Raw genomic sequence first — 24,053 nt, 5'->3', positions numbered from 1 at the left:
CTTAGACGGAGTAGTACATGTCGAACTCAACTGGGTGAGGGGTCATGTCTGTGCGCATGACTTCTTCCATCTTCAGTTCGATGTATGCGTCGATCTGGTCGTCGTCGAATACGCCGCCTGCTTTGAGGTACTCACGGTCTGCATCAAGGGATTCCAGAGCTTCACGCAGAGATGCTGCAACAGTTGGGATCTCGGAGAGTTCTTCTGCTGGCAAATCGTACAGGTTCTTATCCATTGCATCACCAGGATGGATCTTGTTCTTGATGCCATCAAGGCCAGCCATCAACTGTGCAGCGAACGCCAGGTATGGGTTTGCAGAAGGGTCCGGGAAGCGAACTTCAACGCGTTTGCCCTTTGGAGAAGATGTGAATGGAATACGGCAGGATGCAGAACGGTTCTGGGAAGAGTATGCCAGAAGAACCGGAGCCTCGTAGCCCGGTACCAGACGCTTGTAGGAGTTGGTGGACGCATTGGTAAATGCGTTCAGAGATTTCGCGTGCTTTAAGATGCCGCCGATGAAGTACAGAGCGTTCTCGGAAAGATCAGCATACTGGTTGCCAGCGAAGGTTGGCTTGCCGTCTTCCCATAAGGAGAAGTGGCAATGCATGCCGGTGCCGTTGTCGCCGAAGACTGGCTTAGGCATGAACGTTGCGGACTTGCCATAGGCGTGTGCAACTTGGTGAACCACGTACTTGTAGATCTGCATATGGTCAGCACAAGTTGTCAGGGTCTGGAACTGCATGCCGAGTTCGTGCTGAGCAGCTGCCACTTCGTGGTGGTGCTTTTCAACTTTAACGCCCATGTCGGACATGACGGTCAACATCTCAGAGCGGATGTCCTGCGCACTGTCAATTGGTGGTACCGGGAAGTAGCCGCCTTTTGTGCGTGGACGGTGACCGAGGTTACCGGACTCGTACTCGCTGTCCATGTTGGATGGCAGTTCGGAACAATCCAGTTTGAAGCCGGTGTTGTATGGGTCTGCTGCGAAGCGAACGTCGTCGAAGATGAAGAATTCAGCTTCCGGGCCAACATATACAGTGTCACCAGCGCCACATGCTTTTACATAGGCTTCAGCGCGCTTAGCTGTCATGCGTGGGTCACGGTTGTAACCTTCGCCTGTCCGTGGGTCGAGAACGTCACAGAAGATGGACATGGTGGACTGCGCGAAGAATGGGTCGATATGAGCTGTTTCCGGATCTGGCATCAGCATCATGTCGGATTCGTTGATTGCTTTCCAACCACCGATAGAAGAACCGTCAAATGCTACGCCCTCAGCGAACATGTCTTCGTGCACCTGGGAGATATCCATGGTGACGTGCTGCAGCTTGCCGCGCGGATCAGAAAAACGAAGATCTACGAACTTTACGTCTTTTTCCTGGATTTCTTTCAAGACATCAGCGGAGGTTGTCATAACTTCCTATTCCTCTTATTAAAATCGCCCGTGGCGCAGTGTTGTAAACTGGAAGACCAAGCGTGTGGGATCGTTGCCCCTCAAATATTCAGTCTTCGTGATTTCCTAGTGAAACTTTGAGTTAGAGCGCGGCGCTCGAAGTTCATTTCTGTGCGTATCTTTATCCGAAAACCGGTCTCCATTTTTCAAAGATACGCGCTAAACAGCGTCTTCGCCCGTCTCCCCGGTACGAATTCGGATTGCTTCTTCGATGCTGGAGACAAAAATCTTACCATCACCAATGCGGCCGGTCTGTGCGGCATCGCGAATAGCTTCTACAGCTTTTTCTACAAGATCATCGTTGAGTACGATTTCCACCTTCACCTTTGGCAAGAAATCCACCACGTACTCGGCGCCGCGATAGAGTTCTGTATGACCCTTCTGGCGGCCAAATCCTTTTGCCTCGGTAACGGTGATCCCCTGAAGACCAACCTCCTGAAGTGCTTCTTTCACTTCATCCAGTTTGAACGGCTTAATGATCGCCTCAATTTTCTTCATGGTCGTCACACTCTCAGTTCGTCTTGTATCTGCGTGCGCTGCTGATCTGGCATGCTCTATAAAAATGATCAGCGCGTGTGCAGAAAGTTCGCGATTCAAAACTTACGGAAATATGAATGCAGAAACCGTGCCAGTTTTGAAATTTTCTTAAAAAGCCGCAAAAACGGGCAGTTTGGTCCCTCAATACTAATGGGAAACTGCATCTGAAATATATCTGGTGCACAAACACTGCGCATAATGGTTAAAAAACAGGCAGTGTACCTTTTGTTCATCTCGCCTGAAACTAGGTATTGGTTCCTTGTGCAAGGCAGGGTTATGGTTGGTTCAGCAAAAGCTGTTGCAGTTTTTGTGCGTTCCTATGGAAGCTCGCAGTCAGTATTGAGGAGCGCGTTTAAAGGAGTGAGTGATGAGGTTGGTTTCTCTCGACCATGTCGTGCTTACCGTTCATGATGTTGAGCGTATTAGTCGTTTTTATCAGGACGTGCTGGGAATGAAGGAGATCGTATTCGGAGGCGGGCGGAGGGCGCTGCACTTTGGACAACAGAAGATCAATCTTCAACCCGTTGATGTTGATCATTCTCCCATAGCGCAAGAACAGATGCCGGGAACGGCGGACCTTTGTTTTCTGGTTGAGAGCCTGGATTCGGCCATTGCGCGGTTGAGGGCTGCTTCCGTGACGATTGTGGAGGGGCCGGTGTTTCGAACCGGTGCCAGCTCGCCGATCCTGTCTGTCTATATTCGCGACCCTGACGGCAACCTGATTGAGCTTTCCCAGCCTCAGGATGTGGTGATTGCCAGTGATGAGCGGACGGATTCTAAAACCCCAAAGAAAAAGCCGCCAAAGTCCAACAGGTAAGTGCTTTGACGAGTACTGGCGGCGTGAGGCTAGCTTTTATCTGATGCAGATTTAGAAATGTTTTGCTGCATGATGTAGTCGAGAACTTCTTTTGCTTCGTCCGGCTGAAGGAGCGGGTCCTGCAAAAACTGGCTTTGCTGCATGTCGTCCAGGCTGCTTCTTTTCTTAGGATCAATCTGCATGGAGTTGTTGACGAAGCGAGTGTACTCAGACTCGTAACTCTCGTTGTAATAGCCGGGCTCTCCGGCCAGGTCAGGATCGTCTGTTGGCTTGAGAGCTTTTTCTGAGCTGTCTTTCTCGTCGGCTTGCGCGTTTTGGGATTTGGAGTTGCCCAGTTTGCGCACAATATGGAGGGCGAACGCATAAGGGTTGTCGCAATCTGGAGCGCCTAAAAGATTGAACTCGCCTTCACCAGCTCCGAATACCATTTGTCCAACAGCATAGCCGTCTTGTTTGTCGTCAAGCCGGTCACGCTTATCTTCATCTTCGAAGGCGGCGGCGATCGCTTCCGGACTGGAATACTCCGGAGTGCCGATATCCAATGGATCTTCTCCAACGGTGCCTGAGAAACCGAAATCGGCGATCTTTAGGGATTGGCTGTTCTTGTCGAACAGGATGTTGCCTCCCTTAATGTCATTATGGCTGAGGCCTGCTACGTTGATGTGCTTCAGACCATCGATCACTTCATTTGCCATGAACTGAAGGGCACCCCAGTATTGTGAGTGGCTGAGCTTGTTCTCGCGGAGGAGTTCTTCTGCTCCCTCAAAAAGGTCATCTGCCTCACAGCCTTCCACGTACTCCATGGCCAGGCCTGTTTCGCCGTCGATCTCGTGCATTCCGTAGCACTGCACCACGTTCTTATGAGGACCTGCGGCCATCAGTTTTCCGTAGATCTTAGCTTCTTTTAGCAGGGCCTCGATGCCTTTTTGTGAACGTGCGGTCTTGAACGCAATGGATTTTCCGCTTTCTTCGTCCGTGAACAAACTCACTTCTCCATAAGACCCTGCACCCAGTCTTTTGGCGCGTTTGAGATTGTCTGAGGGGAGAGGTGTTGTTGCAGGCGTTGTTTCTTCGCTTTCATTGACATCATTGACTGCGAAGCGGCTGATAGGTGATGCTGTGGTGGGTGATGGTTGCTCCGGCTCTGCTTCGTCTTCGCTCTGCTCATCTTCTGAGGAGCTGTCTTCTTCCACATCACTGACTGCGAAGCGGCTGATGGGCGATGCTGTAGCGGTTGGTGGTCGCTCCGGTTCTGCTTCGTCATCGCTCTCCTCGTCTTCTGAGGAGCTGATTTCTTCGACGTTGCTGACGGTGAACCGGCTGCTGGCGGCCATGTGGGGATGGTCGAAATCTGGTTCTGTCTGTCCGTCTTCTGCTGAACTCTCACTCAGGCCCAGCAGGGTTATGACATTGTCTGCCCACGCGCTGATCTGGGCATCCTGAGTTGATGGATCATTCGACGGGTTCTGAAGAGGGCGAGGCGACTTTGTCATGTTACAGGTCTTGAGCTGTTTGCGATCGTTTGCTCACTCCACTGTAAACAGAGGCGATGTTGTTAAGGTGTATCGAAATGGAGAGATGTGATTAAAATGTCCCTGAAGGGGCGCAACAAAAAAGCCGACCAAGAGGCCGGCTTTCTGATGGTTATCATTGCAAGGAGCAGATCAGGTTTGTTGCATGAGAGCTGCGAGTTCTGCCTTGTGGTCTTCTTCCATCTTGGTCATGAGGCCTGAGATCACCTGACGGGCTTCGTCTGGCTGACATAAAGGGTCAGAGATGAAGTTGGTCTTCAGGAGCTCTTCTGCGGTGCCACGCACATCGATGTCCAGCAGGGTTGAGATATTGACGAACTCAACATAAGCGGTTTCGCCGCCCTTGCCGAAATGGCCCGGTGTGCCTGCAACGGCTGGGTCATCGGCCTGATTGAGCGCCTGATACTCAATGGTCTCGCCGCGACGCTCGATATCTCGAAGTTTGGAATGCATTGCAAAGCCAAGCGCGGCTGGCTCACCAGTATTTTGTGCACCAAATAAATTCTCGGCATGTTCACCTGCGCGGTAGGTCATCTGACCAACGGCGAAGGTGTCCTGCTTCTCATTGGCGCGTGGTTTGTCTCCATCTTTGTGTGGAAGAGACAAAAGAGCTTCCGGAGCTGAATGGTCCGGAGTGCCAATAGTGACAGGATCAATGCCGATTTTTGCAGCGCTGCCAAAGTCGACGATTTTAATCGCTTGACTTTCCTTGTCATAAAGGAGGTTACCGCCCTTTATGTCGCTGTGGCTGATGCCTGCCTGCGCTAGATGGTGCACACCGCTCAGAACGTCGCGCATAATGAACTGTACGGTGCCCCAGTACTGGGAGTGGCTGAGCTTGTTGTCGGTGTAAAGCTTTTCGGCAGTGGTGAAGAGCTTGCCTGCTTCGTAGCCTTCCACATGCTCAAGGGCGAGGCCCTGTACGCCCTGAACTTCGACGATGCCCATGCTTTTGACGATATTATCGTGAGGGCCGATCTGGGCAAGTTTGCCATAGACCTGTGCTTCTTGCTGCAGGGCGTGCCAACCGGCTTCGGTGCTTGCGACTTTAAATGCGAAGGACTTGCCGTCCTGATTGACAAGATAAACGTCACCATTGGCACCAGCACCAAGGCGCCTGGCGTTTTGCTCAAGCGCGGTGCGGTCTGCTTCAAAAGGGGCGGTTGCCTCCTGCGTTACACTTTCTGAACTGGTTTGGCTCGGTGGCTTTATCCGGTTTGCGAGCGTTTCAGTTGAAGCGGTGTCGAGGGGCTTCGTATTGCTTGTTGTTGGCGGTGTTGAGCCCTTTTGGGTCTCAACAGACACGCCGCGCGCTTCCAACTTCTCTGATTTTTTTGGCGCAGAGTTTTGTTGTGCACTTACGTCGTTTTGGAGTTGGCTCTGATCAACTGGAGTATGCTTGGGAGAGTTGACGGAATGCATGGGTGAGAGACCTTTACAGGCGAATAGACGTCGTGCTCCAGTCCGGTTCTACGGCTTTGGAGGTTTGGGTGGATTTCGTTTCAGAAAGCCGTGCGCATACCTGCTCGCGAATTTGCATCAGGTTGACCAGTGTGTTCTCCAGTGCAAGGTCATCTGTGAACCGGAGTGTGGCCTGAGCATTCAGTTGCAAGTCACCAGATTGAGACAGTCCGAGGAACGCTCCGCGAAGGAGGTCCACATCCTGATTGAGCTCCAAAGCCGCCTTCAATGTGTTTTTATCTTCTGCAAGAAGGAGGCTGGTGCTTATATAAATGAGATCCGAGCTTTCATTGAGTTCGACCGACCAACGACTTCCGTTTGCTTCTTCAATAAGAAATAGTCCAGTATCAGGCTGGGTGGTCATACCCAGACGTCGAGCGAAAGCAGTCATTAGCTGGTCGTAGTGGGCTCGTCTCTCGTGCATGTTTTCGTAGTTTTCCCAAAGTGGTGCGCTGGTATCAACATTTACTCAGGAAGTGCCTCTTAAATCTGTGCCTTTTAGCACTAGCTTATGTTTTGTGATTTTTCGTGATCGAAAAAACGTCGCGGCAGCTGGGTAATGATGAACCAATTTCTTAGGGATAATGGGTAATAAATTTCTCAGAGCCTGACGAATAGGGAAATGGAGAGCTTTATGCATGAGTTATTGACACCATTGCAGATGAAGAAGGCAGATCGCCTGACCATCGAGGGTGGCTTTCCCGGTATTGAGTTGATGCATAATGCGGGCAAGGCTGTGTTTGAGGTGATGCGCCAGATTCTGCATCCTTATTCGCGGGTTCTTGTGTTCTGCGGTCCCGGAAACAACGGCGGAGACGGCTTTGTTGTTGCGCAGCTTGCGGACAATGAGGGCTTTAATGTTTCTGTCGGGCTGGTGTGTGATCCAGAAACTCTCGAAGGCGATGCAGAGCTTGCCTATGACGAGATGGATCTTGATTTAACCTCAATGGATAACATGCGGGCCGCGCTGGAAGAGCTGGGTGAGGACGACGTTGTAGTTGATGCTTTGTTTGGTGCGGGCCTCTCTCGACCTCTGGACGATGAAGTTCTGGCGCTTGTGCAGCACATCAATGACAGTCCGGCGCAATGTGTCGCAGTTGATCTGCCCTCCGGTGTAAGTGGCCGCAGCGGTGCTGTGCTGGGTGAGGCAGTGCATGCAGATATGACAGTGACGTTTTTTCGCGCCAAGCCGGGGCACTACCTTTATCCGGGCCGGGGACATTGTGGTGAGATCGTTATTGAGCAGATCGGGCTGGAGGACGATGTCTTAGAGAAGGTTGGGCCAACCGCCTTTTACAACTGCGATAAGATTTGGGGAGATCTTCCCGATCAGCCAGCTGTGGCAGGGCATAAATATAACAGGGGGCACACTGTTGTTGTGAGTGGTCCCAAGTTTGCCACTGGTGCAAGCCGTCTTGCGGCGCTGGGCGCACAGCGGGCGGGCAGCGGGCTTGTGACTGTGGTGGCGCGGGAGCAGGCGGCTCTGGTCCATGCCGCGCATCTGACGAGTATCATGATCCGTCCGGCTGAACGTATTGCCGACTTTGAGCGTATTTTGGAAGACGAGCGGCTCAACTCCGTGGTGATCGGACCGGCAGCGGGTATTGGCCGTGAGACGCAGGAGCGGGTTGCTGAGTGCCTTTCCGGAGCGCGCGGTGTGGTTCTGGATGCGGATGCGCTTTCGTCCTTTGAGGAAAAGCCGGAGCACTTGTTTGCCTACATTGCGGATTCTGACTGCGCTGGGCGTGTTGTGCTCACACCTCATGAGGGTGAGTTCCGGCGTTTGTTTCCTGATTTGTATGATCCCACGTCCACAGATTGCAAAGTGGAGCGCACCAAGAAGGCAGCGAAACAGGCTGGTGCTGTGGTTGTGTTGAAGGGGGCGGATACGGTGATTGCAGACCCTGAGGGTCATGTGTCCATCAATGCCAGTGGCACGCCCTGGCTTGCAACAGCAGGGTCTGGTGATGTGCTGGCGGGTGTGATTGCCGGATATCTGGCGCAAGGACTCGGTGGTTATGAAGCCGCTGCGAAAGGTGTTTGGGTGCATGGCCGGGCCGCTGAAATTGCCGGAGCCGGACTTATTGCGGAAGATCTGGTTTCGCATATTCCGGATGTGCTCACCGAGCTGGTTCAATTTTTGGGTGATTTTTAAAGCTTCCCCGCCCAAGGGATGGGTTTACCCTCTGAGATATCTGGTGGGAATCATCAATATTTGTGATAATTAATCTACGAAACGTCATGCGTATCATTTAGTGAGACAAGCAATGCGATAGGCAGACGAGAGAAGGGAGAGGGTTGCGCGTAAAACGTGTGATCGTCTTCGCCTTCGGGACGATATTACGGATATTCTTATGAGCAAGACGACACAGCACTCTGCAGCACTCCGCCAGATTATCGAGGCGCTGGCACCGTTTAAAGACCATGACGCTAAAATGCAGGTCTCAACGGTTTTGACATTGCTTGAAATTGCCGTTCATCAGGAGGAGGGGGTGACGATCCATCCTCATGGCCTTCAAAAGAAGATTGGTTACCAATCAGGAACCGCGACCCGCAACATCTATTACTGGTGCGAAGGGCACAAGGATGTGCGTGGCGGACATAACTATGTCCGTGTTGAGGCGGATAAAACGGATGGTCGCCGCCGGGAGTTGTATCTGACCGAAAAAGGCGTGGCTTTTATGCAGCGGGTTCTAACGCCACTTTGTGAGTGAGCGGAGTGGCTTGCTGGCTGGCAATGCACGAGCCAGATAAGAAAAAGGATGTGATGCGATCTCCTGCTTGAGAAATTAGCCCCGGATTGTCGTAATGCACAGTTTCATAGGTAGAAATGGCGTGGAAAACCGAGAACTGGGCATAAACAGCGTATTAGGTGGTTGACTTCTCTTAGGTTCCCATTTAGCTACCCCTCCAACGCGGCTGTGGCGAAATTGGTAGACGCACTAGATTTAGGTTCTAGCGGGAGACCGTGGGGGTTCGAGTCCCTCCAGCCGCACCATATCCCCGGTGATACGGTGCATAAATAAACGACCGTAGCTTATCGGAAACGGAAAAGTTGAGGGCGTTGTCGAGGTTCGGTTTATGCTCACCTTTTCGTCAGGCGGATAAGAGCTGAGGGATTTTCTCCCGAAGCGTTTTCCCCCCTTCGAAATTGGTGTTATGTTTACCGTGCTGGGACAAACCATATTGGTTTGTCGGTACGCGTCCTAAATCAAGGACGAAGCAAAGACCATGCAGGTATCAGAAACCCTGGCCGAGGGCCTAAAGCGCGAACTCAAAGTCGTTATCCCGGCGACGGATCTGGCGACCCGCCTCGATGAATATCTTAATGACATGAAGTCAAAGGTAAACATTAACGGCTTCCGTCCGGGTAAAGTTCCAGTTTCTCATCTCAAAAAAGTTCATGGCCGTCAGGCAATGGGTGAGCTGATCGGTAACCTGATCAACGAAACCACTGCTAAGACCATTGAAGAGCGCAAAGAAAAGCCTGCTCTTCAGCCAGAAATCGATCTTTCTGACGATGATGCTGAGAAAGTTTTGGCTGGTGAAGCAGATCTCGCTTACACCATCTCCTATGAAGTTCTGCCACAGTTCGACATCGTAGACTTCTCTGCGATTGAACTTGAACGCCCAATCGTTGAAATTTCTGAAGACGAAGTTGACGAGCAGGTTAAGCAGATCGCAGAAAGCAACCGTCCATTTGAAGCGCGCGAAGAAGGTGCTGCTGCTGAAGACGGTGACCGCGTTACCATGCATTACCTCGGCAAGCTTGACGGCGAGCCATTTGAAGGTGGTGAAGATGAGAACGGTCAGCTGGTTCTGGGTTCTGGTCAGTTCATTCCTGGCTTTGAAGAGCAGATCGTTGGCCTGAAAATCGGTGACAAAAAAGTCATCGACGTGACCTTCCCTGAAGAATACGGCGCAGCAAACCTTGCTGGTCGCGCAGTTACCTTCGACATCGACGTTAAAGGCATTGAAGCTGCTGGCGAAGTTTCCATTGATGATGAAATGGCAACCAAGCTGGGTCTTGAATCCCTTGAGAAGCTGAAAGAAATCGTTCGTGGCCAGATTGAAAGCCAGTTCGGTGCAGCTACCCGTCAGAAAGTAAAGCGCGCTCTGCTGGACAAGCTGGACGAAGAGTACTCCTTCGAGCTGCCTGAGAAACTTCTGGAAACAGAATTTGACGGTGTCTGGAAGCAGGTTGAAGCTGACATGCAGCAGTCCGGTAAAACCTTCGAAGATGAAGAAACAACCGAAGACGAAGCTAAAGCTGAATACCGCAAGATCTCTGAGCGCCGTGTACGTCTCGGTCTGGTTCTTTCTGAAGTTGGTGAGCAGAACAAAGTTCAGGTTACCGACGAAGAAGTTCAGAAGGCTCTGTTCGACCGCGTTCGTCAGTTCCCAGGTCAGGAACAGCAGGTGTTCGAATTCTACAAGAACAACGAACAGGCTCTCGCTTCCCTGCGTGCCCCAATCTACGAAGAGAAGGTTGTGGACTACATTCTGGAACTCGCGAAAGTTTCCGACAAAGTTGTGTCTAAAGAAGAGCTGATGGCTCAGGACGAAGACGAAGCATAATTGTTGGGATTACCCAAGAATTTCGGAAAGGGGGCCTTGTGCCCCCTTTTTCTTTTTTGACATCTTGAATTTTGAGGTGGAAAGCCGAAATATCTGAAGCCGTCTTAAGTGCATAGGCCCAATGTGGTCTTTAAGCTCCCTTATAATTGGGATAAGACTATCGGGTCTTATGGAAACACTCCATAAACCTTGTGGCTTTACCTTTTGGCAAGTGCCTTTAAGACAAGGGCGACATCCCGTGGGTGGGCGTGGCGCTTTTTTCGACATAAGTTTCTTGCAGGCTTACCGGAATGCCGGATAAGTTACCGAGCTTCACGAAGCTTTCTGCATATTTAAAATGGATGACGCATGACCGATCCTGTTGAGTATTTCACGAACAGCCTGGTGCCAATGGTTGTAGAGCAAACCAACCGGGGTGAGCGGGCCTATGATATCTTCTCAAGGTTGTTGAAGGAACGTATTATCTTCCTGACTGGTCCTGTGGAAGATACTGTGGCTACACTGGTGTGTTCCCAGTTGCTTTATCTGGAAGCGGAAAACCCGAACAAAGAAATTGCACTTTATATCAATTCCCCGGGTGGTGTTGTGACCAGTGGTCTTGCTATTTATGACACTATGCAGTTTATCCGTCCGAAGATTTCAACTCTTTGTATCGGTCAGGCTGCAAGCATGGGTTCCCTGCTTTTGGCTGCTGGTGAAAAGGGTATGCGCTTTTCTTTGCCTAACAGCCGCGTCATGGTTCACCAGCCTTCCGGTGGTTTCCGCGGGCAGGCGGCAGACATTATGCTGCATGCACAGGAAATTCTGAAGCTGAAGCGTCGCCTCAATGAGATCTATGTTTCTCATACAGGTCAGACTCTTGACGCTGTTGAAGAAGCGCTTGAACGTGATAACTTTATGAGTGCAGATGCGGCGAAAGAGTTCGGTCTGATTGATAACGTTATTGAAAATCGTGAGAGCTTAAACGTTATCGAACCAGCTTAAAGCCGGTTTTTTAAAGTAACTCGCGCGCAAGTTTTTTTAACAGGGAATGAACTTTGCGTGCGAGGCTTAAAGGAATGTTGATTATTGCGAGCCAAATATCGCATAAGAGAATGGCTATTAGTGATTTCCAAAGCTTCCCTCTGGAAGCGGAACACAAAACGCGATAAGTCAGTAGAACGTCGCGGCGAATGTATCGCTGTCGAACTAAGAATTCTAACAGGGGCTGTGTCCCTTGAAACGATGCGGGGTTATATCTCATGAGCAAAGCCAGCGGCAGCGACAGCAAGAATACGCTTTACTGCTCGTTTTGCGGAAAAAGCCAGCATGAGGTCCGTAAGCTGATTGCGGGTCCGACCGTATTCATCTGCGATGAGTGCGTCGAACTCTGCATGGACATTATTCGCGAAGAAAACAAATCTTCGCTTGTGAAGTCTCGTGATGGGATTCCGACACCTCAGGAAATTCGTGGTGTTCTTGATGATTACGTGATTGGTCAGGGCCGAGCCAAAAAGGTTCTGTCTGTAGCGGTTCATAACCACTACAAGCGCCTGAATCATGCTTCCAAGAACAACGATGTTGAACTTGCTAAGTCCAACATCCTTCTGGTTGGTCCTACCGGATGTGGTAAAACCCATCTGGCACAAACGCTCGCCCGAATTCTGGATGTTCCGTTTACGATGGCTGACGCAACCACGCTGACTGAAGCGGGTTACGTTGGCGAAGACGTTGAAAATATTATTCTGAAGCTGCTTCAGTCCGCAGACTACAATGTTGAGCGTGCGCAGCGCGGGATTGTCTACATCGATGAGGTGGACAAAATTACCCGCAAGGCAGAAAACCCATCCATCACCCGTGACGTTTCTGGTGAAGGTGTTCAGCAGGCACTGCTGAAGATCATGGAAGGGACTGTTGCCTCTGTTCCGCCGCAAGGTGGTCGTAAGCATCCGCAGCAGGAATTCCTGCAGGTAGATACAACAAACATTCTGTTTATCTGCGGTGGTGCATTTGCTGGTCTGGACAAGATCATTTCTGACCGTGGTCGCAAAACCTCTATCGGCTTTGCTGCTTCTGTGCTTGCACCCGAAGATCGCAAGACCGGCGAGTTGTTCTCAGAGCTTGAGCCTGAAGATCTGCTGAAGTTTGGTCTTATTCCTGAGTTTGTTGGCCGTTTGCCGGTTATTGCAACTCTTGAAGATCTGGATGAAGACGCTTTGGTGTCCATCTTGAGTGAACCTAAGAATGCGCTTGTTGCGCAGTACCAGCGTTTGTTCGAAATGGAAAACGTAGAGCTGACCTTCCATGAAGACGCTCTGAAGGCAGTTGCCCGACGTGCGATTGAACGTAAGACCGGTGCTCGCGGACTGCGTTCTATTCTGGAAGCAATTCTGCTGGAAACCATGTACGAGCTTCCTGGCCTTAAGGGTGTGAAGGAAGTTGTGATTTCCGGTGAGGTGGTCGACGGCGATGCGCGTCCTTTGTACATTTACGAGGATCGTGCGGAGAATTCAGCAACCAGCGCGTAGGGCGATGGGGACTGATGAGCCAGTAGGCTTCGCTCACGGGTATTGAGTTTAATTTGGGCGGTAACTTCTTGAAAAAAGTGCCGCCCATTTTTTGTCTCATGTGTCTAGCATGATGATGCGTATGAGTGTTCTGCGTAAATGCGAACCAAGACCGGGAAGGATGGTGTTCCAGCTTAAGTGTGAGGACGATCAAACGGTGTTATACGCTCCTGATAACAGGAAAAAAGCTTATAATATCAACAGATCGCTGAAAGACTTGGAAGCGGAGTGCTTGACACTTGGAGGCGGTGTCTCCACCTAATAGGTCTAGTTCGCAGCTTGGCGAATTTGTTTGTGCCCGTTTTGGGGCGAGTGAATTCGGCCCTCGAAATTCTACGAGTGCCCTAAGGGCCTTAGTCGATTTTTATGTTGCGCTTTTTCGTAGCTTTCGTTGGAAAGCTGCAATTTGAAAGGAATAGAGATGGCTGACAATGAAATGCGCCCGGAAGAAGAGACAGAAAACTCTGTTTTTCCTGTTCTCCCACTGCGCAACATCGTCGTATTCCCTCATATGATCGTGCCGCTGTTTGTAGGGCGCGAGAAATCGATCCGTGCTCTGGAAGAGGTGATGGAGTCTGACAAGCAGATTTTGCTTGCGACCCAGATGAACGAGGCGGATGACGATCCGGATACCGATCAGATTTACAAAGTCGGTACCCTTGCAACAGTTTTGCAGCTGCTGAAGCTGCCAGATAACACCGTAAAAGTTTTGGTTGAAGGTGGAGCACGTGCCGAAATCGGCAAGTTCACTGATCGCGAAGACCTTTATGAAGCAGAAGCCGTTATTCTTGATGAAGCTGGCGGTGACGAGGTTGAGGTCGAGGCTCTTGGTCGTTCAGTGATTTCCGAGTTCGAGAACTACGTGAAGCTGAACAAAAAGGTGTCTCCTGAGGTTCTCGGCGCTGTTAATCAGATTGACGACTTCTCGAAGCTTGCTGATACCATTGCATCCCACCTTGCTGTGAAGATCCAGGACAAGCAGGAACTGCTTGGCACTGTGGCTGTCACCGACCGCCTTGAGAAGGTGCTGGGCATGATGGAGAGCGAGATCTCCGTTCTGCAGGTGGAAAAGCGCATCCGCTCCCGCGTGAAGCGCCAGATGGAGAAAACCCAGCGCGAGTACTATTTGAATGAGCAGATGAAGGCCATTCAGAAAGAACTCGGCGATGGTGAAGATGGCCGTGATGAACTTGCTGAGCTGGAAGAGCGCGTTGCGAAGACGAAGCTGTCCAAGGAAGCTCGCGAGAAGGCGAATGCTGAGCTGAAGAAGCTCAAGCAGATGAGCCCGATGTCTGCGGAAGCGACTGTGGTTCGCAACTACCTTGACTGGCTGATCGGCATTCCGTGGAGCAGGAAGTCCAAGGTTAAGCATGACCTGACGCTTGCCGAGAAGGTTCTGGATACCGATCACTTTGGCCTTGAGAAGGTCAAGGAACGCATTGTGGAGTACCTTGCAGTGCAGAAGCGCGCGAATAAGCTGCGCGGCCCTATCCTGTGTCTTGTTGGCCCTCCAGGCGTTGGTAAAACGTCTCTTGGTAAATCTATCGCGAAAGCAACCGGACGTGAATTTGTACGCATGTCTCTTGGTGGCGTGCGTGATGAGGCTGAAATTCGCGGTCACCGCCGCACTTACATCGGCTCCATGCCGGGTAAAGTCATTCAGTCCATGAAGAAAGCGAAGAAGTCTAACCCGCTGTTCCTGCTCGATGAGATCGACAAGATGGGTATGGATTTCCGTGGCGATCCGTCTTCCGCTCTGCTTGAGGTTCTTGACCCTGAGCAGAACGGTAGCTTCATGGATCACTACCTCGAAGTGGAATACGACCTATCCGACGTCATGTTTGTGACCACAGCCAATACGCTGAACATTCCGGGTCCACTGATGGACCGTATGGAGGTCATCCGTATTGCTGGTTACACTGAAGATGAGAAGATCGAGATCTGCCGTCGTCACCTGTTGCCAAAGGCTGTGAAGAACCACGGTCTGAAGGATGGTGAGTTCGAAGTGTCTGACGGCGCTTTGCAGAAGACCATCCGTCTTTACACCCGTGAAGCTGGTGTGCGTAACCTTGAGCGTGAGATGAGCACTCTGGCCCGTAAGGCTGTGAAGGACATTCTGGTCAACGACAAGAAGACCATCAAAGTGGATGAAGAGCTGATTGAGGAATACCTCGGTGTGCCTCGCTTCCGCTTCGGTCAGGTTGAAGATGAAGATCAGGTTGGTGTTGTCACCGGTCTGGCATGGACTGAAGTGGGCGGCGAGTTGCTGACCATTGAAGGTGTCATGATGCCAGGTAAGGGCAAGATGACCGTAACCGGCAACCTGCGCGATGTGATGAAAGAGTCCATCTCGGCTGCTGCCTCTTACGTTCGTTCCCGTTCAGAAGACTTCGGCATTGAGCCTCCGCTCTTCGAAAAGCGCGAACTGCATGTTCACGTTCCAGAAGGAGCTACTCCAAAGGATGGTCCATCTGCTGGTATCGCCATGGCGACAACTGTTATCTCCGTGATGACCGGTATTCCGGTTCGTCGTGATGTGGCGATGACAGGTGAGATCACACTGCGTGGCCGCGTGCTACCAATCGGTGGTCTGAAAGAGAAGCTTCTGGCTGCTCTTCGTGGTGGCATCAAGAAGGTTCTGATCCCAGCGGATAACGCGAAGGATCTGGCTGATATTCCTGACAATGTGAAGAATGAATTGGAAATTATTCCAGTCGCTCGCATGGACGAAGTGCTTGAACATGCTCTTGTTCGTATGCCTGAAGCCATCGAATGGAGCGAAGAGGAAGAAAAGTCCAGCTCTGAAGCACTGGTCAAAGATGACAAGGGTTCAGGGGTCGTCGCACACTGAACCAGAGCGTCTGCTTGTGGATACAAAAGCCTCGGACAAGTTCCGGGGCTTTTTTTGGTTGATACTACACAGAAAATGGCCGTTTTCTGCGGTTCGCGGCTTGATTTGAACGCAATTTCGCACGAATGTCCGATTCAGGAGTGCAGCGCGAATCTAAAGCATTCCCCACGTTATTTTAGAAAGGGACTGTCATGAACAAGAATGATCTGATCGGGGCCGTTGCGGAAAAAACTGGCTTGACCAAAGCACAGGCAGGCGAAGCAGTAGAAGCATCTTTCGAAGCAATCACTGAAACCCTGAAGAGCGGCGATGAAGTTCGGATCATCGGATTTGGCAACTTTTCCGTTTCCGCTCGTGCGGCAACTGAAGGCCGTAATCCACGCACAGGCGAAACCATTCAGATTCCGGCTTCCAAGACGCCGAAATTTAAAGCTGGTAAAGGCCTGAAGGACGCGGTCAACGCCTAATTGGGCTTGTTCGTTTTGGGTTTAAAAGTCCCTGTTGTTCATTGGAGCGGCAGGGGCTTTTTTTATGCGCTCATTTCTGATGGGTTGCCGGTTTTTTACTGTGACGACAAGCCTTTGTTTAATCAGGTAATTCACAGGATGGATGGCAGCTCCAAGTTTTTTGCTGGTAATGTCGTTTTTTTCAATCTCAGGCCTTGCCAAGGGTAGGGAGGGCGGCTAAATAGCTCCCCACGCCACACGGCGTACCACCCTGCGGGGGCGATTAGCTCAGTTGGTAGAGCGCTTCGTTTACACCGAAGATGTCGGGAGTTCGAGTCTCTCATCGCCCACCATTCTCTTTTGAGGATGTTCAACGCTCCAGGATGGGCGATTAGCTCAGTTGGTAGAGCGCTTCGTTTACACCGAAGATGTCGGGAGTTCGAGTCTCTCATCGCCCACCATTCCTCTTTGAGGATTTCAAGTCTCCCGGAGATCCGCGGAGGCTTTTTTGTTGTTTACTCTCCTGAAAATTACCGAGGACGGCGCTGTTAAGCTTAAGGCGGCGTTTCGGCAATTGGTTTCTCAAGGCTGTAGGGTAGGGTGCTAATCTGAGCAAAAACCAAAGGGTGATCTCAGGATCTTATAGCTAAGCTTGCTGCAATAGCCTGTGGAGCTTATTCGCTTAGCGTGCTCTCATTTCGTCAACTTTTTGAGAGCTGCTTTGCCCTTAAATGAGTGAAGTCCTGGTGTTCGGTTGGAAACAATCGTGTAGGACCTGCTTAAGAGCCGTTATTGCGCTGCTAAGTGTGCCGTAGATAACAGCTTGCATGACTGAGATCGTTTTTAACTCCGCGTGGCAATCAAGTATAACTACGTGGAGGCATGCGCCGTATGAGTGGTTCAAGTCATAAGCACCCTATCTGTCCGCCACTTGTGTGGCACACTCTGGTCACCATCCTTCTGGCAGGCATCGTTGCAGATGTGAGCTGGGAGATCTGGGCGCGCTATATCACGCCGTTCTGGGTTGGTGGTCCACTACAGCCAGCTGCACTTGTGCAGTCGGTCTTTGGTTTCAGAAGCCTTTTCTGGGCTGAAGTCATCCACGCCGTCGTTGGCGTCGTCTTCTATCCTATCGGATACCTTTATATTGCTCGTCCGCTGGCACGTGTGATCATTCCGCCGCTGCCATGGTGGGTTGTTGGTCTTTGCTATGGCGTTGGTCTTTGGGTGTTCGCGCTTTACATCATGGCGCACATCTTTGCTGGTCTTCCTCCGTTCCTCGGCTTCATTCAGCTGACATGGGCGTCTCTGGTTGGTCACATGATCTTTGGCTTCATGACCGCCCTGATCGTGCGTATTCGCCACGGCTGGTAACGGCAGTTTTAAGCTGAACTAAGAAAAGGCTCTGATATGAAAATGTCAGAGCCTTTTTTGTGTCTAAGCCAGTTTTGGCTTCAAGGATGTTGTCAGAAGGTCAAGTCTTTGGTTTTTTCGGTCGTTGCACCGAAGATATCTGTCTTCTTATGGAGGGCGGACTGGATTGGTTTGGCTGAATAAAGCACAATATCCAATCTACTCGCCGGGTCTTTATCGTCAATCTCGATTGCATAGAGGTAAGAGCATGACTTTGCTGCGGCTAAAAGTTGCTGCACTTCCCGTGGTGTCTTCAGTGTTGACAGAGCCAGAGATGAAGGGCTTTGCTGATAGTTTGTGAGACAGTGGGCTGAGCTTGCCTGGATCATGTTGTTTTGATTGATGAGATTTGGATAAGCAGAGGCTATTCTATGTTCAATTTCTTTCCGCGGAACAGGTTCAATAAAATGAACGGAACGCTGGATTGCATAGACAGATCCGTCAATTGAACCGACGGTGATCTGATCTTTCAAACTTTTTGTTGTGCGGGTACAGCTCACAGTGCCAGTTTTAATCTGGCAGTTGGAATAGCCTTTCTTTGTCAGATTTTCTGCTGTTCCGGCAAATGGAGCGCCTGTGGTCATCCCGTGAATGCTTGGCATTTTTCCAGCGGTCTTCACTGGATCTTTTTTTCTTGCTTCTTTCGCAGACTGGTCAGTTTTCTGGGGCTGTTTTTTCGAGTTGAGGTTCGAAGTTTTTTCAACCAGAGCAGCAATCTCTACGTTAGTTAGTTTTCCTGTGGCGGGATGATTGAGGGAGGTTTGGAAGCGGGAGATCGCATTGCGTGTGTTTTTGCCCGGAATGCCATCGGGTTTCCCTGCGTTGTATCCAAGACTATTCAAACGAACCTGAATACCACGAGTTTGAGGTGAACCGACCTTGCGTTGGTTTTGGGATGGCTTGCGTGTTTGGGTCTGTGCGGGTTGGTGACGGGGAGTGGCCTGAGGGATTACAACCTGCGGCACTTCTATATAAACGTCCTCTACATAGATTTCGTCTACGTAAATATCCTCCTCATAGAAGTCATCGTAGTCGTCGACATAGATATCTCCGTTGTCATCAACATAGAGGTCTGGTTCGTTTATATAGACCTCCTCTATATAGACCTCCTCCACGTAGACGTCATCGCTGATCGCTTCATCTGCCACAATTGCGCCCGCAACGCCGAGGCCAAGACCGAGCAGAAAATCTTCCTCACTGGCGTTTGACTGCGTGGTCAGCAGGCACAAGCTTGTTGTCGTAGCCAGTAGAAATTTTGTGGCAGTTTTCATCGCAGAATCCCTCATTCTTCTTGGTAAGGCATGCTTTGCTTTGCAGCTGCATGATTTGGTTTTCAGTTTTTGTCTTAAGCGTTCGTGGCCGCGTTGGGTGTGCCGCAAGTGACTCGAATATTGGCAGAGCAGTGAATGCCTAGTGAGTGCTGCAGGAGGAGGGCCAATCCAAACGCAAGAAACTCCCCGAAGGGCTGATTTGACACGCAATTGTGAAATCAGATCTTGAGGAGCTTCTAATGCTGTTGTGCAGAGGGCCGATGTTTCTTGTTTGTGGAACTTTTGAAAGGCCTACAAAAGGAGACGCTTGTTGGCTGCTCCTGGTTTGGTTTGGAACATGCTGGTCTTCCAGCGTTCTTTGGCCTTATGACCGCCCTGATCGTACGCATTCGCCATGACTGGTGAGCTTCTTAAAGCTTTGATGCAAAATAAAAGGCAGCTTCCCTGAGGAAGCTGCCTTTTTTGTTTGGCTTGTGTCGTATTGGTGCTCAGCTTAGATGGAGCATTAGAAGGTCAGGTCTTGTGCTGGCTTTGAGGAAATCTGGAACGCACCCTTGCGGTTTTCAATCGCATCCTTGATTGGCTTGCTGCTGTAAAACACGAGGCGTATGCCACTCACAGTGTCTTCTCCAAAGACTTCCAGGCTGTGGTAGTCATTGCAGTTGTCTGACAGCTGGCGCAGCGCTTCTGCGTTGGATGGTTTCTCCAGAGCCTGCTTCAGGAGCTCGCCGCTGTTGTTGACATAAGTAATGCGACAGGTTTTATCCTGTGTGGCGGTCATATTCTCAAAATGCGTGAGCACCGGATAGGCATCCAGCAGCTTGCCCATGATTGCAGCGCGGGGAGCCGGGTTTTTGAAGCTGACTTCACGTTGCAGGCCGTAGATGTTTTCATCCTGAGTAAGCACACTTACGGTTTCAGAGAGAGTGTCTTTCTCAAGTGAGCACACGGTCTTCGTTTCATTAACTGTGCACCCCTGATACCCGACTTTTTCCAGCAGGCCTTGCACGTCATGCTCAAAGCGTTCAACGGTCAGACCGTGAATTGACGGAAGGTTGGCTGGGTCAAGAGCGAGGCGTTTGGAGGAGGTCACTGCGACTTGTGTTTCGTTCTTTGATGACACGTTCGGAGTGACATTCACGACCTGGGCGTTGTTGGCTGTGTTTGTGCCGGGCGTAACGGGTATTGTGATGTTGATTTGCTGTGACGGAGCGGCTGTTGCAACTGGTGCTGCTATCACCGGCGCTGGGGCAACGACCGCCACAGGTGCTGGTGTGGAGGTTGCGACAGGTGTTGGCGTTGCTGGCTGTTGTGGTGTTGTCAGTTCATAGAGCTTGGCAATTTGTCTGTTATCGAGCTTACCATTTGCATAAGCACCGATGGAAATTTGGAATTGGCGTATGGCGTTGCGTGTGCGGCGGCCTGATACGCCGTCTGGTGTGCCCACATCAAAGCCCAGCATGCTCAGGCGTAACTGGATGTCCTGTGTCTCAGCTGAAAAACTACTTCTTTTCCGTGTTGTTCGTTTCTGCGTCTGAGCTGGCGCGTTCTTTTTGGCACCGTTTACAATAGCGCTACCAATAATGCCTGCACCGAGGCCGAAGATGAAATCCTCGGAGCCTGCACGGGCGGCGGTGGTGCTGATTGCTAAAGAGAGGCAGAGAGCAGAAGTAAGCTTAGTCATTTTGCGCATTTTGTTGCCTTGCACACTTATAAAATCAAAAGAAAGACGGGAAAGATCCGCTTGCAGCAAATTTATCTCAAACTCTAAAAAATGTAAGTTGAAATAAATTAATTATTTCACTCTTAAGTTGCGAAATCTTATTGCTGATATCTCGAAGATATCGGTCATAATTGAAGCGTATCTGTTGTTTTACGTCGGCTTGAGGTGAATGCATTTCATGTGAGTGGGTGCGTTTCAGGCAATGATTTAAGGTATCGGACCTTAGAAATGATGCTGAAGCAGATATCTGAGGTTTGGCTGATGTAGAAAAGGTAGCTTCCGATGGGAGGCTGCCTTTTCTGTCTTGAGATGCTTGATCTGTTTTGATGGATCGGGGTTGAGTTACTTCACACCCCAGATGGACAGCTTGACCTGTTGGTTTTCGCCGATGAGGGCTACGACGAAGTTTGCATCGTAGTTTTGGATAGGATGAAACTCAGCTAAGGCGACGTCGTAGTATTTGCCGTTGATGCGACCTGAGGCGTCTTTGTCATAGGTGGTGCCAGCGTGATCCCATAGGTGGACCTCCATTCGCTGTTTGCCGCGGTTCTTCGGGTTTCGTTTGCAGAAGGTGTCAAAGCCCAGGTGGCTGCTGACCAGATAGTTGCCATTGCTGATTACTTCTACGGCGACTTCCTTTGCGACGCCTCCGCTGCCCTGAAACTCACGGTCAGCTCCTCGACGGAGGTACTGGGTGCCGTCGGTTCCAATATCCCATTCGATTAGCTTGCCACGTCCATGGGGTTCTTTATGTATGGTCTGACCTAAGCATCGATGCCCTGTTTTGAACTCGCTGGGGCCTTTGCTTGTTGATAGGGTGATCCATCGGCCATTTGGAGTGCCATCGGCAGCGGTAATTGCAGCTTTCTGGATTTGGCCCATGCTTACAAGTGTTGGGCCGCGTTCGATCACAGATGCGTTCTGACGTTTGCGAAGGCGAGTAACTCGCAGTTTTCCATCCTCATCACGGAAGGCGAGGAGGTTTGCAGTTCCGTCGCTCATGGTGAGTTGGCTGGCTGAGCCGGTAAAATTGTATATGCCGCGACGGTCGAGTGCTTTTTCAGTTGGGATGTCTTCTGCTTGCTTCAATTTGAAGGCTTGTGCAAACAAGGTGCCGTTCTTTCGTTGAGCGACGACCATAGCAGCAGAGCCAGAACTTGCAGAAGTGACTTCTGTAACTTCCGGGCCGGAGCGAAAGCCACGATATGTGATGGTCCCGTTTCCTGTAATCTTCCAGAGAATGACTCTGAGCTTGTTGCTACCGTCAATGACGGGCGTGATGAAGTGGGTGTTGTCGATCTTTGCAATGGATACGCTGCGAGCTTTGCCCCGGTCGATAAAATCTTTTGGTATTTCAACATTGGACTGCCATGTAGAGATGACGAGGTTATCTGCTGAATCTGATGCGACGAGGATGTACCCCAGATGTCCATTGGCATCGTAGCTTGCTGCTTCGATTTCTTTGGCGAGGAACGAAACGGAGTATGAGGCTGCTGTATATGAGACGTCAGGTTTAAATTCTTTGAGCTTGTATAGTTTCTCAGAAAGGGCGGGGGTGGTGATCAGACACAGTGCGGCCAGCAGCAGAGCCAGTGCTTTTACTCTCAACATTTTGGAGCTCCCAAAAGGACAAAATTGCGGGTGAGCAGAAATGCATTTTTGAGGCTACTTTAACTGTGTATGCAGCAGGAATAATCTCTCGGTTGTGGGGAGGTAATCCTTACGATGGAGCTTGGAGTGATCTGCTGTATTGGCCTCGGGAGGTATGAGGCCAATACAACGGAGGATGGAGTTCAGAACTTCAGCTCATCTGCGGCTTCGGATTTACTTTGGAAGATACCGGTTTGCTCTTCCTCTGCTTGTTGAATTGGGTGGCCGTCGTAGAGGGTGATACGCATGGATTTGAGGTTGCGAGTGCCTTCCAGTTCTATGGCGTAGAAGTTGCGGCAGTTTTCGGTGAGCGTCAGAAGCGTTTCAGGGTCGGATGGGTTGGCGTCTATTGGTGCTAACAAGCTGCTTCCATCGCCTGCGTATTGCTCCAAGCAGGTTTTAGAGCTGGATGTTGCCATCTTTTTGAAGCGGGTGAGGTTTGGGTAGGCCTCTGCTAGCTTTGTAAGGACTGCAGATCTTGGGGCGGCGGTCTTGAATGTTACAGTGCGGCTCACTCCATAGATGACGTTTCCAACCTTATTGACGCTGACAGTTTCTTCGAGGTTTTTGGTCGCTTTCTTGCAGATGGTCAGTCCGGTTGTCTCTACACACTCTTCATAGCCTTCTGTTTTTAGAAAGCCTGCGGTTTCGTCACTGCGCATGCCAGTGATCAGTCCGTAAATGTTGGGTGGATTTTTAGGGTCCAGAGCAAGCTTGTTTTCTTTTGGGATTCTGACCGTTGCTTTTTCTGCCTCAGAGTACCCACCGGGATTGGATTGGGGCAGAGGTGGTTGAGCTGGTGTTGGCTGCGCCTGATCGATCTGGGTCTTCTGATAGCGCTTCTTTTGCGTGCGGGTGTAAAGCTCTTCTAATTGAGACTGTGTGAGCCGCCCGGTTGCCACGTAACCAAGGGTGCTTTGAAACCTGCCTATTGCGCGCAAGGTGCGCTTACCAGCTACGCCGTCAGGGAAACCGGCGTTGTAGCCCAGCAAGTTCAGGCGATACTGGACGTCTTTCAACTGAATGCGGCTGAGAGCCACTGTTTGCTGAGTTGGGATGCGGGGAATGCTGCGCGCCTGCTGCGATTGAGCGGTGACGACATGCGGGGTTGGTTGTTGAGCTGCGGTGTGATCAATGATCGTGTTTCCGATCGCTCTTACACCAAGCCCGATGATGAAGTCCCCCGTATCAGCCTGGGTGGATGAGGGGATTGCGACAGCTGCTGTTGCTGCAAGAGCAAGCGCTTTGAAAAATGTGCCCATAAAACCGGTCCTTGAAATGAAATGGACTGTCGACTTTTTTGTATTTTGATTGAGATGATTGTTCCTGAGTTAATCGCAGGAGCCGCCCCAAGCTAAGTAGAATTACGAGATTTGACTTTTTTGAGGCGGTTTTCAAATTTTCATTGATGGCGAACAAGATATTTTTCAGGGCTAGCCAAAAAGTCCTTGAGTCCAGAAGGGGATAAAATGGGTGATATGCAGTCCTGTTTTCCACATCTGAACGCATTTCGAGGCCAATTTTCACAGTGAAAACAAGTTATTCAGGAAAAACTCGCAAAGTCGATCCAACTTCGCTTGACTTGGACCCGCCCCCGCCGTAAATCAGCGCCACCAACAACGACACAACGTTGCTGACCCAAGCGGGTGTAGCTCAGTTGGTTAGAGTGCCGGCCTGTCACGCCGGAGGTCGCGGGTTCGAGTCCCGTCACTCGCGCCATTTTTCCTTAGGGAGAGTGGTGCAGGAAAGCAAAGTGTTGTTGAAGGTAGTTTGGATTG

At 50.7% G+C, this 24,053-nt stretch carries 19 protein-coding genes and 4 tRNA genes; 14 read left to right on the top strand and 9 right to left on the bottom strand.

Translation table 11 applies throughout. The features are described from left to right. Position 1: 1 nt before the first annotated feature. Both glnA and PsW64_RS24480 read right to left on the bottom strand, forming a co-directional pair. Positions 2–1,411: a type I glutamate--ammonia ligase gene (gene glnA, locus PsW64_RS24485; protein ID WP_063305311.1), complete on the bottom strand. Its 1,410-nt coding sequence runs from the start codon at positions 1,409–1,411 to the stop codon at positions 2–4. Between the two features lie 198 nt (positions 1,412–1,609). Further along, positions 1,610–1,948: a P-II family nitrogen regulator gene (locus PsW64_RS24480; protein WP_057461792.1), complete on the bottom strand. Its 339-nt coding sequence runs from the start codon at positions 1,946–1,948 to the stop codon at positions 1,610–1,612. Positions 1,949–2,351: 403 nt separating this feature from the next. On the opposite strand from PsW64_RS24480, the gene PsW64_RS24475 reads away from it, so the two are divergent. Beyond that, on the top strand, positions 2,352–2,804 hold the full coding sequence (locus tag PsW64_RS24475; RefSeq protein WP_208981008.1) for a VOC family protein: 453 nt from the start codon (positions 2,352–2,354) through the stop codon (positions 2,802–2,804). A 29-nt stretch (positions 2,805–2,833) separates the two neighbouring features. Here PsW64_RS24475 and PsW64_RS24470 read toward each other — a convergent pair whose 3' ends face one another. The 3 genes from PsW64_RS24470 to PsW64_RS24460 form a co-directional block, all read right to left on the bottom strand. Beyond that, complete coding sequence (locus tag PsW64_RS24470) at positions 2,834–4,297, bottom strand: protein kinase domain-containing protein (RefSeq protein WP_063305309.1); 1,464 nt, start codon at positions 4,295–4,297, stop codon at positions 2,834–2,836. A 171-nt stretch (positions 4,298–4,468) separates the two neighbouring features. Continuing rightward, positions 4,469–5,641, bottom strand: coding sequence for a protein kinase domain-containing protein (locus tag PsW64_RS24465; protein WP_208981007.1), 1,173 nt, complete (start codon positions 5,639–5,641; stop codon positions 4,469–4,471). Positions 5,642–5,771: 130 nt separating this feature from the next. Continuing rightward, complete coding sequence (locus PsW64_RS24460; protein WP_208860435.1) at positions 5,772–6,221, bottom strand: type III secretion system chaperone; 450 nt, start codon at positions 6,219–6,221, stop codon at positions 5,772–5,774. A gap of 210 nt (positions 6,222–6,431) precedes the next feature. Here PsW64_RS24460 and PsW64_RS24455 point away from each other — a divergent pair, with 210 nt between their 5' ends. The 11 genes from PsW64_RS24455 to PsW64_RS24395 all read left to right on the top strand — a co-directional run bounded on the left by PsW64_RS24455 (position 6,432) and on the right by PsW64_RS24395 (position 17,592). Then, positions 6,432–7,952 (top strand): NAD(P)H-hydrate dehydratase, encoded by a 1,521-nt coding sequence (locus PsW64_RS24455; protein ID WP_244277357.1) that lies wholly within the window; start codon positions 6,432–6,434, stop codon positions 7,950–7,952. Between the two features lie 199 nt (positions 7,953–8,151). Next, positions 8,152–8,511, top strand: a complete 360-nt coding sequence (locus PsW64_RS24450; protein WP_063305306.1) for a hypothetical protein — start codon at positions 8,152–8,154, stop codon at positions 8,509–8,511. A gap of 201 nt (positions 8,512–8,712) precedes the next feature. Next, positions 8,713–8,795 (top strand) — tRNA-Leu (locus PsW64_RS24445). Between the two features lie 233 nt (positions 8,796–9,028). Next, positions 9,029–10,375: a trigger factor gene (gene tig / locus PsW64_RS24440; protein WP_063292446.1), complete on the top strand. Its 1,347-nt coding sequence runs from the start codon at positions 9,029–9,031 to the stop codon at positions 10,373–10,375. A gap of 348 nt (positions 10,376–10,723) precedes the next feature. After that, complete coding sequence (gene clpP, locus PsW64_RS24435; RefSeq protein WP_063289033.1) at positions 10,724–11,359, top strand: ATP-dependent Clp endopeptidase proteolytic subunit ClpP; 636 nt, start codon at positions 10,724–10,726, stop codon at positions 11,357–11,359. A gap of 257 nt (positions 11,360–11,616) precedes the next feature. Beyond that, positions 11,617–12,882, top strand: a complete 1,266-nt coding sequence (clpX, locus tag PsW64_RS24430) for an ATP-dependent Clp protease ATP-binding subunit ClpX (protein ID WP_057461785.1) — start codon at positions 11,617–11,619, stop codon at positions 12,880–12,882. Positions 12,883–13,342: 460 nt separating this feature from the next. Then, positions 13,343–15,772 (top strand): endopeptidase La, encoded by a 2,430-nt coding sequence (lon, locus tag PsW64_RS24420; protein WP_063289030.1) that lies wholly within the window; start codon positions 13,343–13,345, stop codon positions 15,770–15,772. A gap of 191 nt (positions 15,773–15,963) precedes the next feature. Then, positions 15,964–16,239 (top strand): HU family DNA-binding protein, encoded by a 276-nt coding sequence (locus PsW64_RS24415; protein WP_008546789.1) that lies wholly within the window; start codon positions 15,964–15,966, stop codon positions 16,237–16,239. Between the two features lie 256 nt (positions 16,240–16,495). After that, positions 16,496–16,571 (top strand) — tRNA-Val (locus PsW64_RS24405). A 32-nt stretch (positions 16,572–16,603) separates the two neighbouring features. Further along, positions 16,604–16,679, top strand: a tRNA-Val gene (locus PsW64_RS24400). A 430-nt stretch (positions 16,680–17,109) separates the two neighbouring features. Then, complete coding sequence (locus PsW64_RS24395; RefSeq protein ID WP_057461782.1) at positions 17,110–17,592, top strand: hypothetical protein; 483 nt, start codon at positions 17,110–17,112, stop codon at positions 17,590–17,592. 92 nt (positions 17,593–17,684) lie between these two features. Here the strand turns inward: PsW64_RS24395 and PsW64_RS24390 are convergent, their stop codons facing one another. Continuing rightward, positions 17,685–18,902 (bottom strand): peptidoglycan-binding domain-containing protein, encoded by a 1,218-nt coding sequence (locus PsW64_RS24390; RefSeq protein WP_063305303.1) that lies wholly within the window; start codon positions 18,900–18,902, stop codon positions 17,685–17,687. A gap of 282 nt (positions 18,903–19,184) precedes the next feature. Between PsW64_RS24390 and PsW64_RS28365 the strand changes: the two genes are divergently transcribed. Beyond that, a complete protein-coding gene (locus PsW64_RS28365; RefSeq protein ID WP_275078095.1) occupies positions 19,185–19,307 on the top strand; it encodes a hypothetical protein in 123 nt (40 codons plus the stop codon). Positions 19,308–19,407: 100 nt separating this feature from the next. Here PsW64_RS28365 and PsW64_RS24385 read toward each other — a convergent pair whose 3' ends face one another. The 3 genes from PsW64_RS24385 to PsW64_RS24375 all read right to left on the bottom strand — a co-directional run bounded on the left by PsW64_RS24385 (position 19,408) and on the right by PsW64_RS24375 (position 23,537). Next, on the bottom strand, positions 19,408–20,586 hold the full coding sequence (locus tag PsW64_RS24385) for a peptidoglycan-binding domain-containing protein (protein ID WP_193757857.1): 1,179 nt from the start codon (positions 20,584–20,586) through the stop codon (positions 19,408–19,410). 381 nt (positions 20,587–20,967) lie between these two features. Further along, positions 20,968–22,236, bottom strand: a complete 1,269-nt coding sequence (locus PsW64_RS24380; RefSeq protein ID WP_063305301.1) for a hypothetical protein — start codon at positions 22,234–22,236, stop codon at positions 20,968–20,970. 182 nt (positions 22,237–22,418) lie between these two features. After that, positions 22,419–23,537 carry a peptidoglycan-binding domain-containing protein gene (locus tag PsW64_RS24375; protein ID WP_063305300.1) on the bottom strand — a complete coding sequence of 373 codons (1,119 nt, stop codon included), beginning with the start codon at positions 23,535–23,537 and terminating at the stop codon, positions 22,419–22,421. Between the two features lie 380 nt (positions 23,538–23,917). On the opposite strand from PsW64_RS24375, the gene PsW64_RS24370 reads away from it, so the two are divergent. Further along, a tRNA-Asp gene (locus PsW64_RS24370) sits at positions 23,918–23,994 on the top strand. The last annotated feature ends 59 nt before the right edge of the window (positions 23,995–24,053 follow it).

Source organism: Pseudovibrio sp. W64 (assembly GCF_001623145.1).
Lineage (GTDB): Bacteria > Pseudomonadota > Alphaproteobacteria > Rhizobiales > Stappiaceae > Pseudovibrio.
The sequence above is the reverse complement of the archived record's forward strand: the minus strand, read 5'-3'. Positions and strand labels throughout refer to the sequence as shown.

What these genes read in the sequence shown, in the direction of transcription:
- PsW64_RS24460 (WP_208860435.1), bottom strand. Translation starts at nt 6,221, where the DNA reads ATGCACGAGAGACGAGCCCACTACGACCAGCTAATGACTGCTTTCGCT.
- PsW64_RS24390 (WP_063305303.1), bottom strand. Translation starts at nt 18,902, where the DNA reads ATGAAAACTGCCACAAAATTTCTACTGGCTACGACAACAAGCTTGTGC.
- PsW64_RS24455 (WP_244277357.1), top strand. Translation starts at nt 6,432, where the DNA reads ATGCATGAGTTATTGACACCATTGCAGATGAAGAAGGCAGATCGCCTG.
- lon (WP_063289030.1), top strand. Translation starts at nt 13,343, where the DNA reads ATGGCTGACAATGAAATGCGCCCGGAAGAAGAGACAGAAAACTCTGTT.
- PsW64_RS24395 (WP_057461782.1), top strand. Translation starts at nt 17,110, where the DNA reads ATGAGTGGTTCAAGTCATAAGCACCCTATCTGTCCGCCACTTGTGTGG.
- PsW64_RS24375 (WP_063305300.1), bottom strand. Translation starts at nt 23,537, where the DNA reads ATGGGCACATTTTTCAAAGCGCTTGCTCTTGCAGCAACAGCAGCTGTC.
- tig (WP_063292446.1), top strand. Translation starts at nt 9,029, where the DNA reads ATGCAGGTATCAGAAACCCTGGCCGAGGGCCTAAAGCGCGAACTCAAA.
- glnA (WP_063305311.1), bottom strand. Translation starts at nt 1,411, where the DNA reads ATGACAACCTCCGCTGATGTCTTGAAAGAAATCCAGGAAAAAGACGTA.
- clpP (WP_063289033.1), top strand. Translation starts at nt 10,724, where the DNA reads ATGACCGATCCTGTTGAGTATTTCACGAACAGCCTGGTGCCAATGGTT.
- PsW64_RS24380 (WP_063305301.1), bottom strand. Translation starts at nt 22,236, where the DNA reads ATGTTGAGAGTAAAAGCACTGGCTCTGCTGCTGGCCGCACTGTGTCTG.
- PsW64_RS24470 (WP_063305309.1), bottom strand. Translation starts at nt 4,297, where the DNA reads ATGACAAAGTCGCCTCGCCCTCTTCAGAACCCGTCGAATGATCCATCA.
- PsW64_RS24385 (WP_193757857.1), bottom strand. Translation starts at nt 20,586, where the DNA reads ATGACTAAGCTTACTTCTGCTCTCTGCCTCTCTTTAGCAATCAGCACC.
- clpX (WP_057461785.1), top strand. Translation starts at nt 11,617, where the DNA reads ATGAGCAAAGCCAGCGGCAGCGACAGCAAGAATACGCTTTACTGCTCG.
- PsW64_RS24480 (WP_057461792.1), bottom strand. Translation starts at nt 1,948, where the DNA reads ATGAAGAAAATTGAGGCGATCATTAAGCCGTTCAAACTGGATGAAGTG.
- PsW64_RS24450 (WP_063305306.1), top strand. Translation starts at nt 8,152, where the DNA reads ATGAGCAAGACGACACAGCACTCTGCAGCACTCCGCCAGATTATCGAG.
- PsW64_RS24415 (WP_008546789.1), top strand. Translation starts at nt 15,964, where the DNA reads ATGAACAAGAATGATCTGATCGGGGCCGTTGCGGAAAAAACTGGCTTG.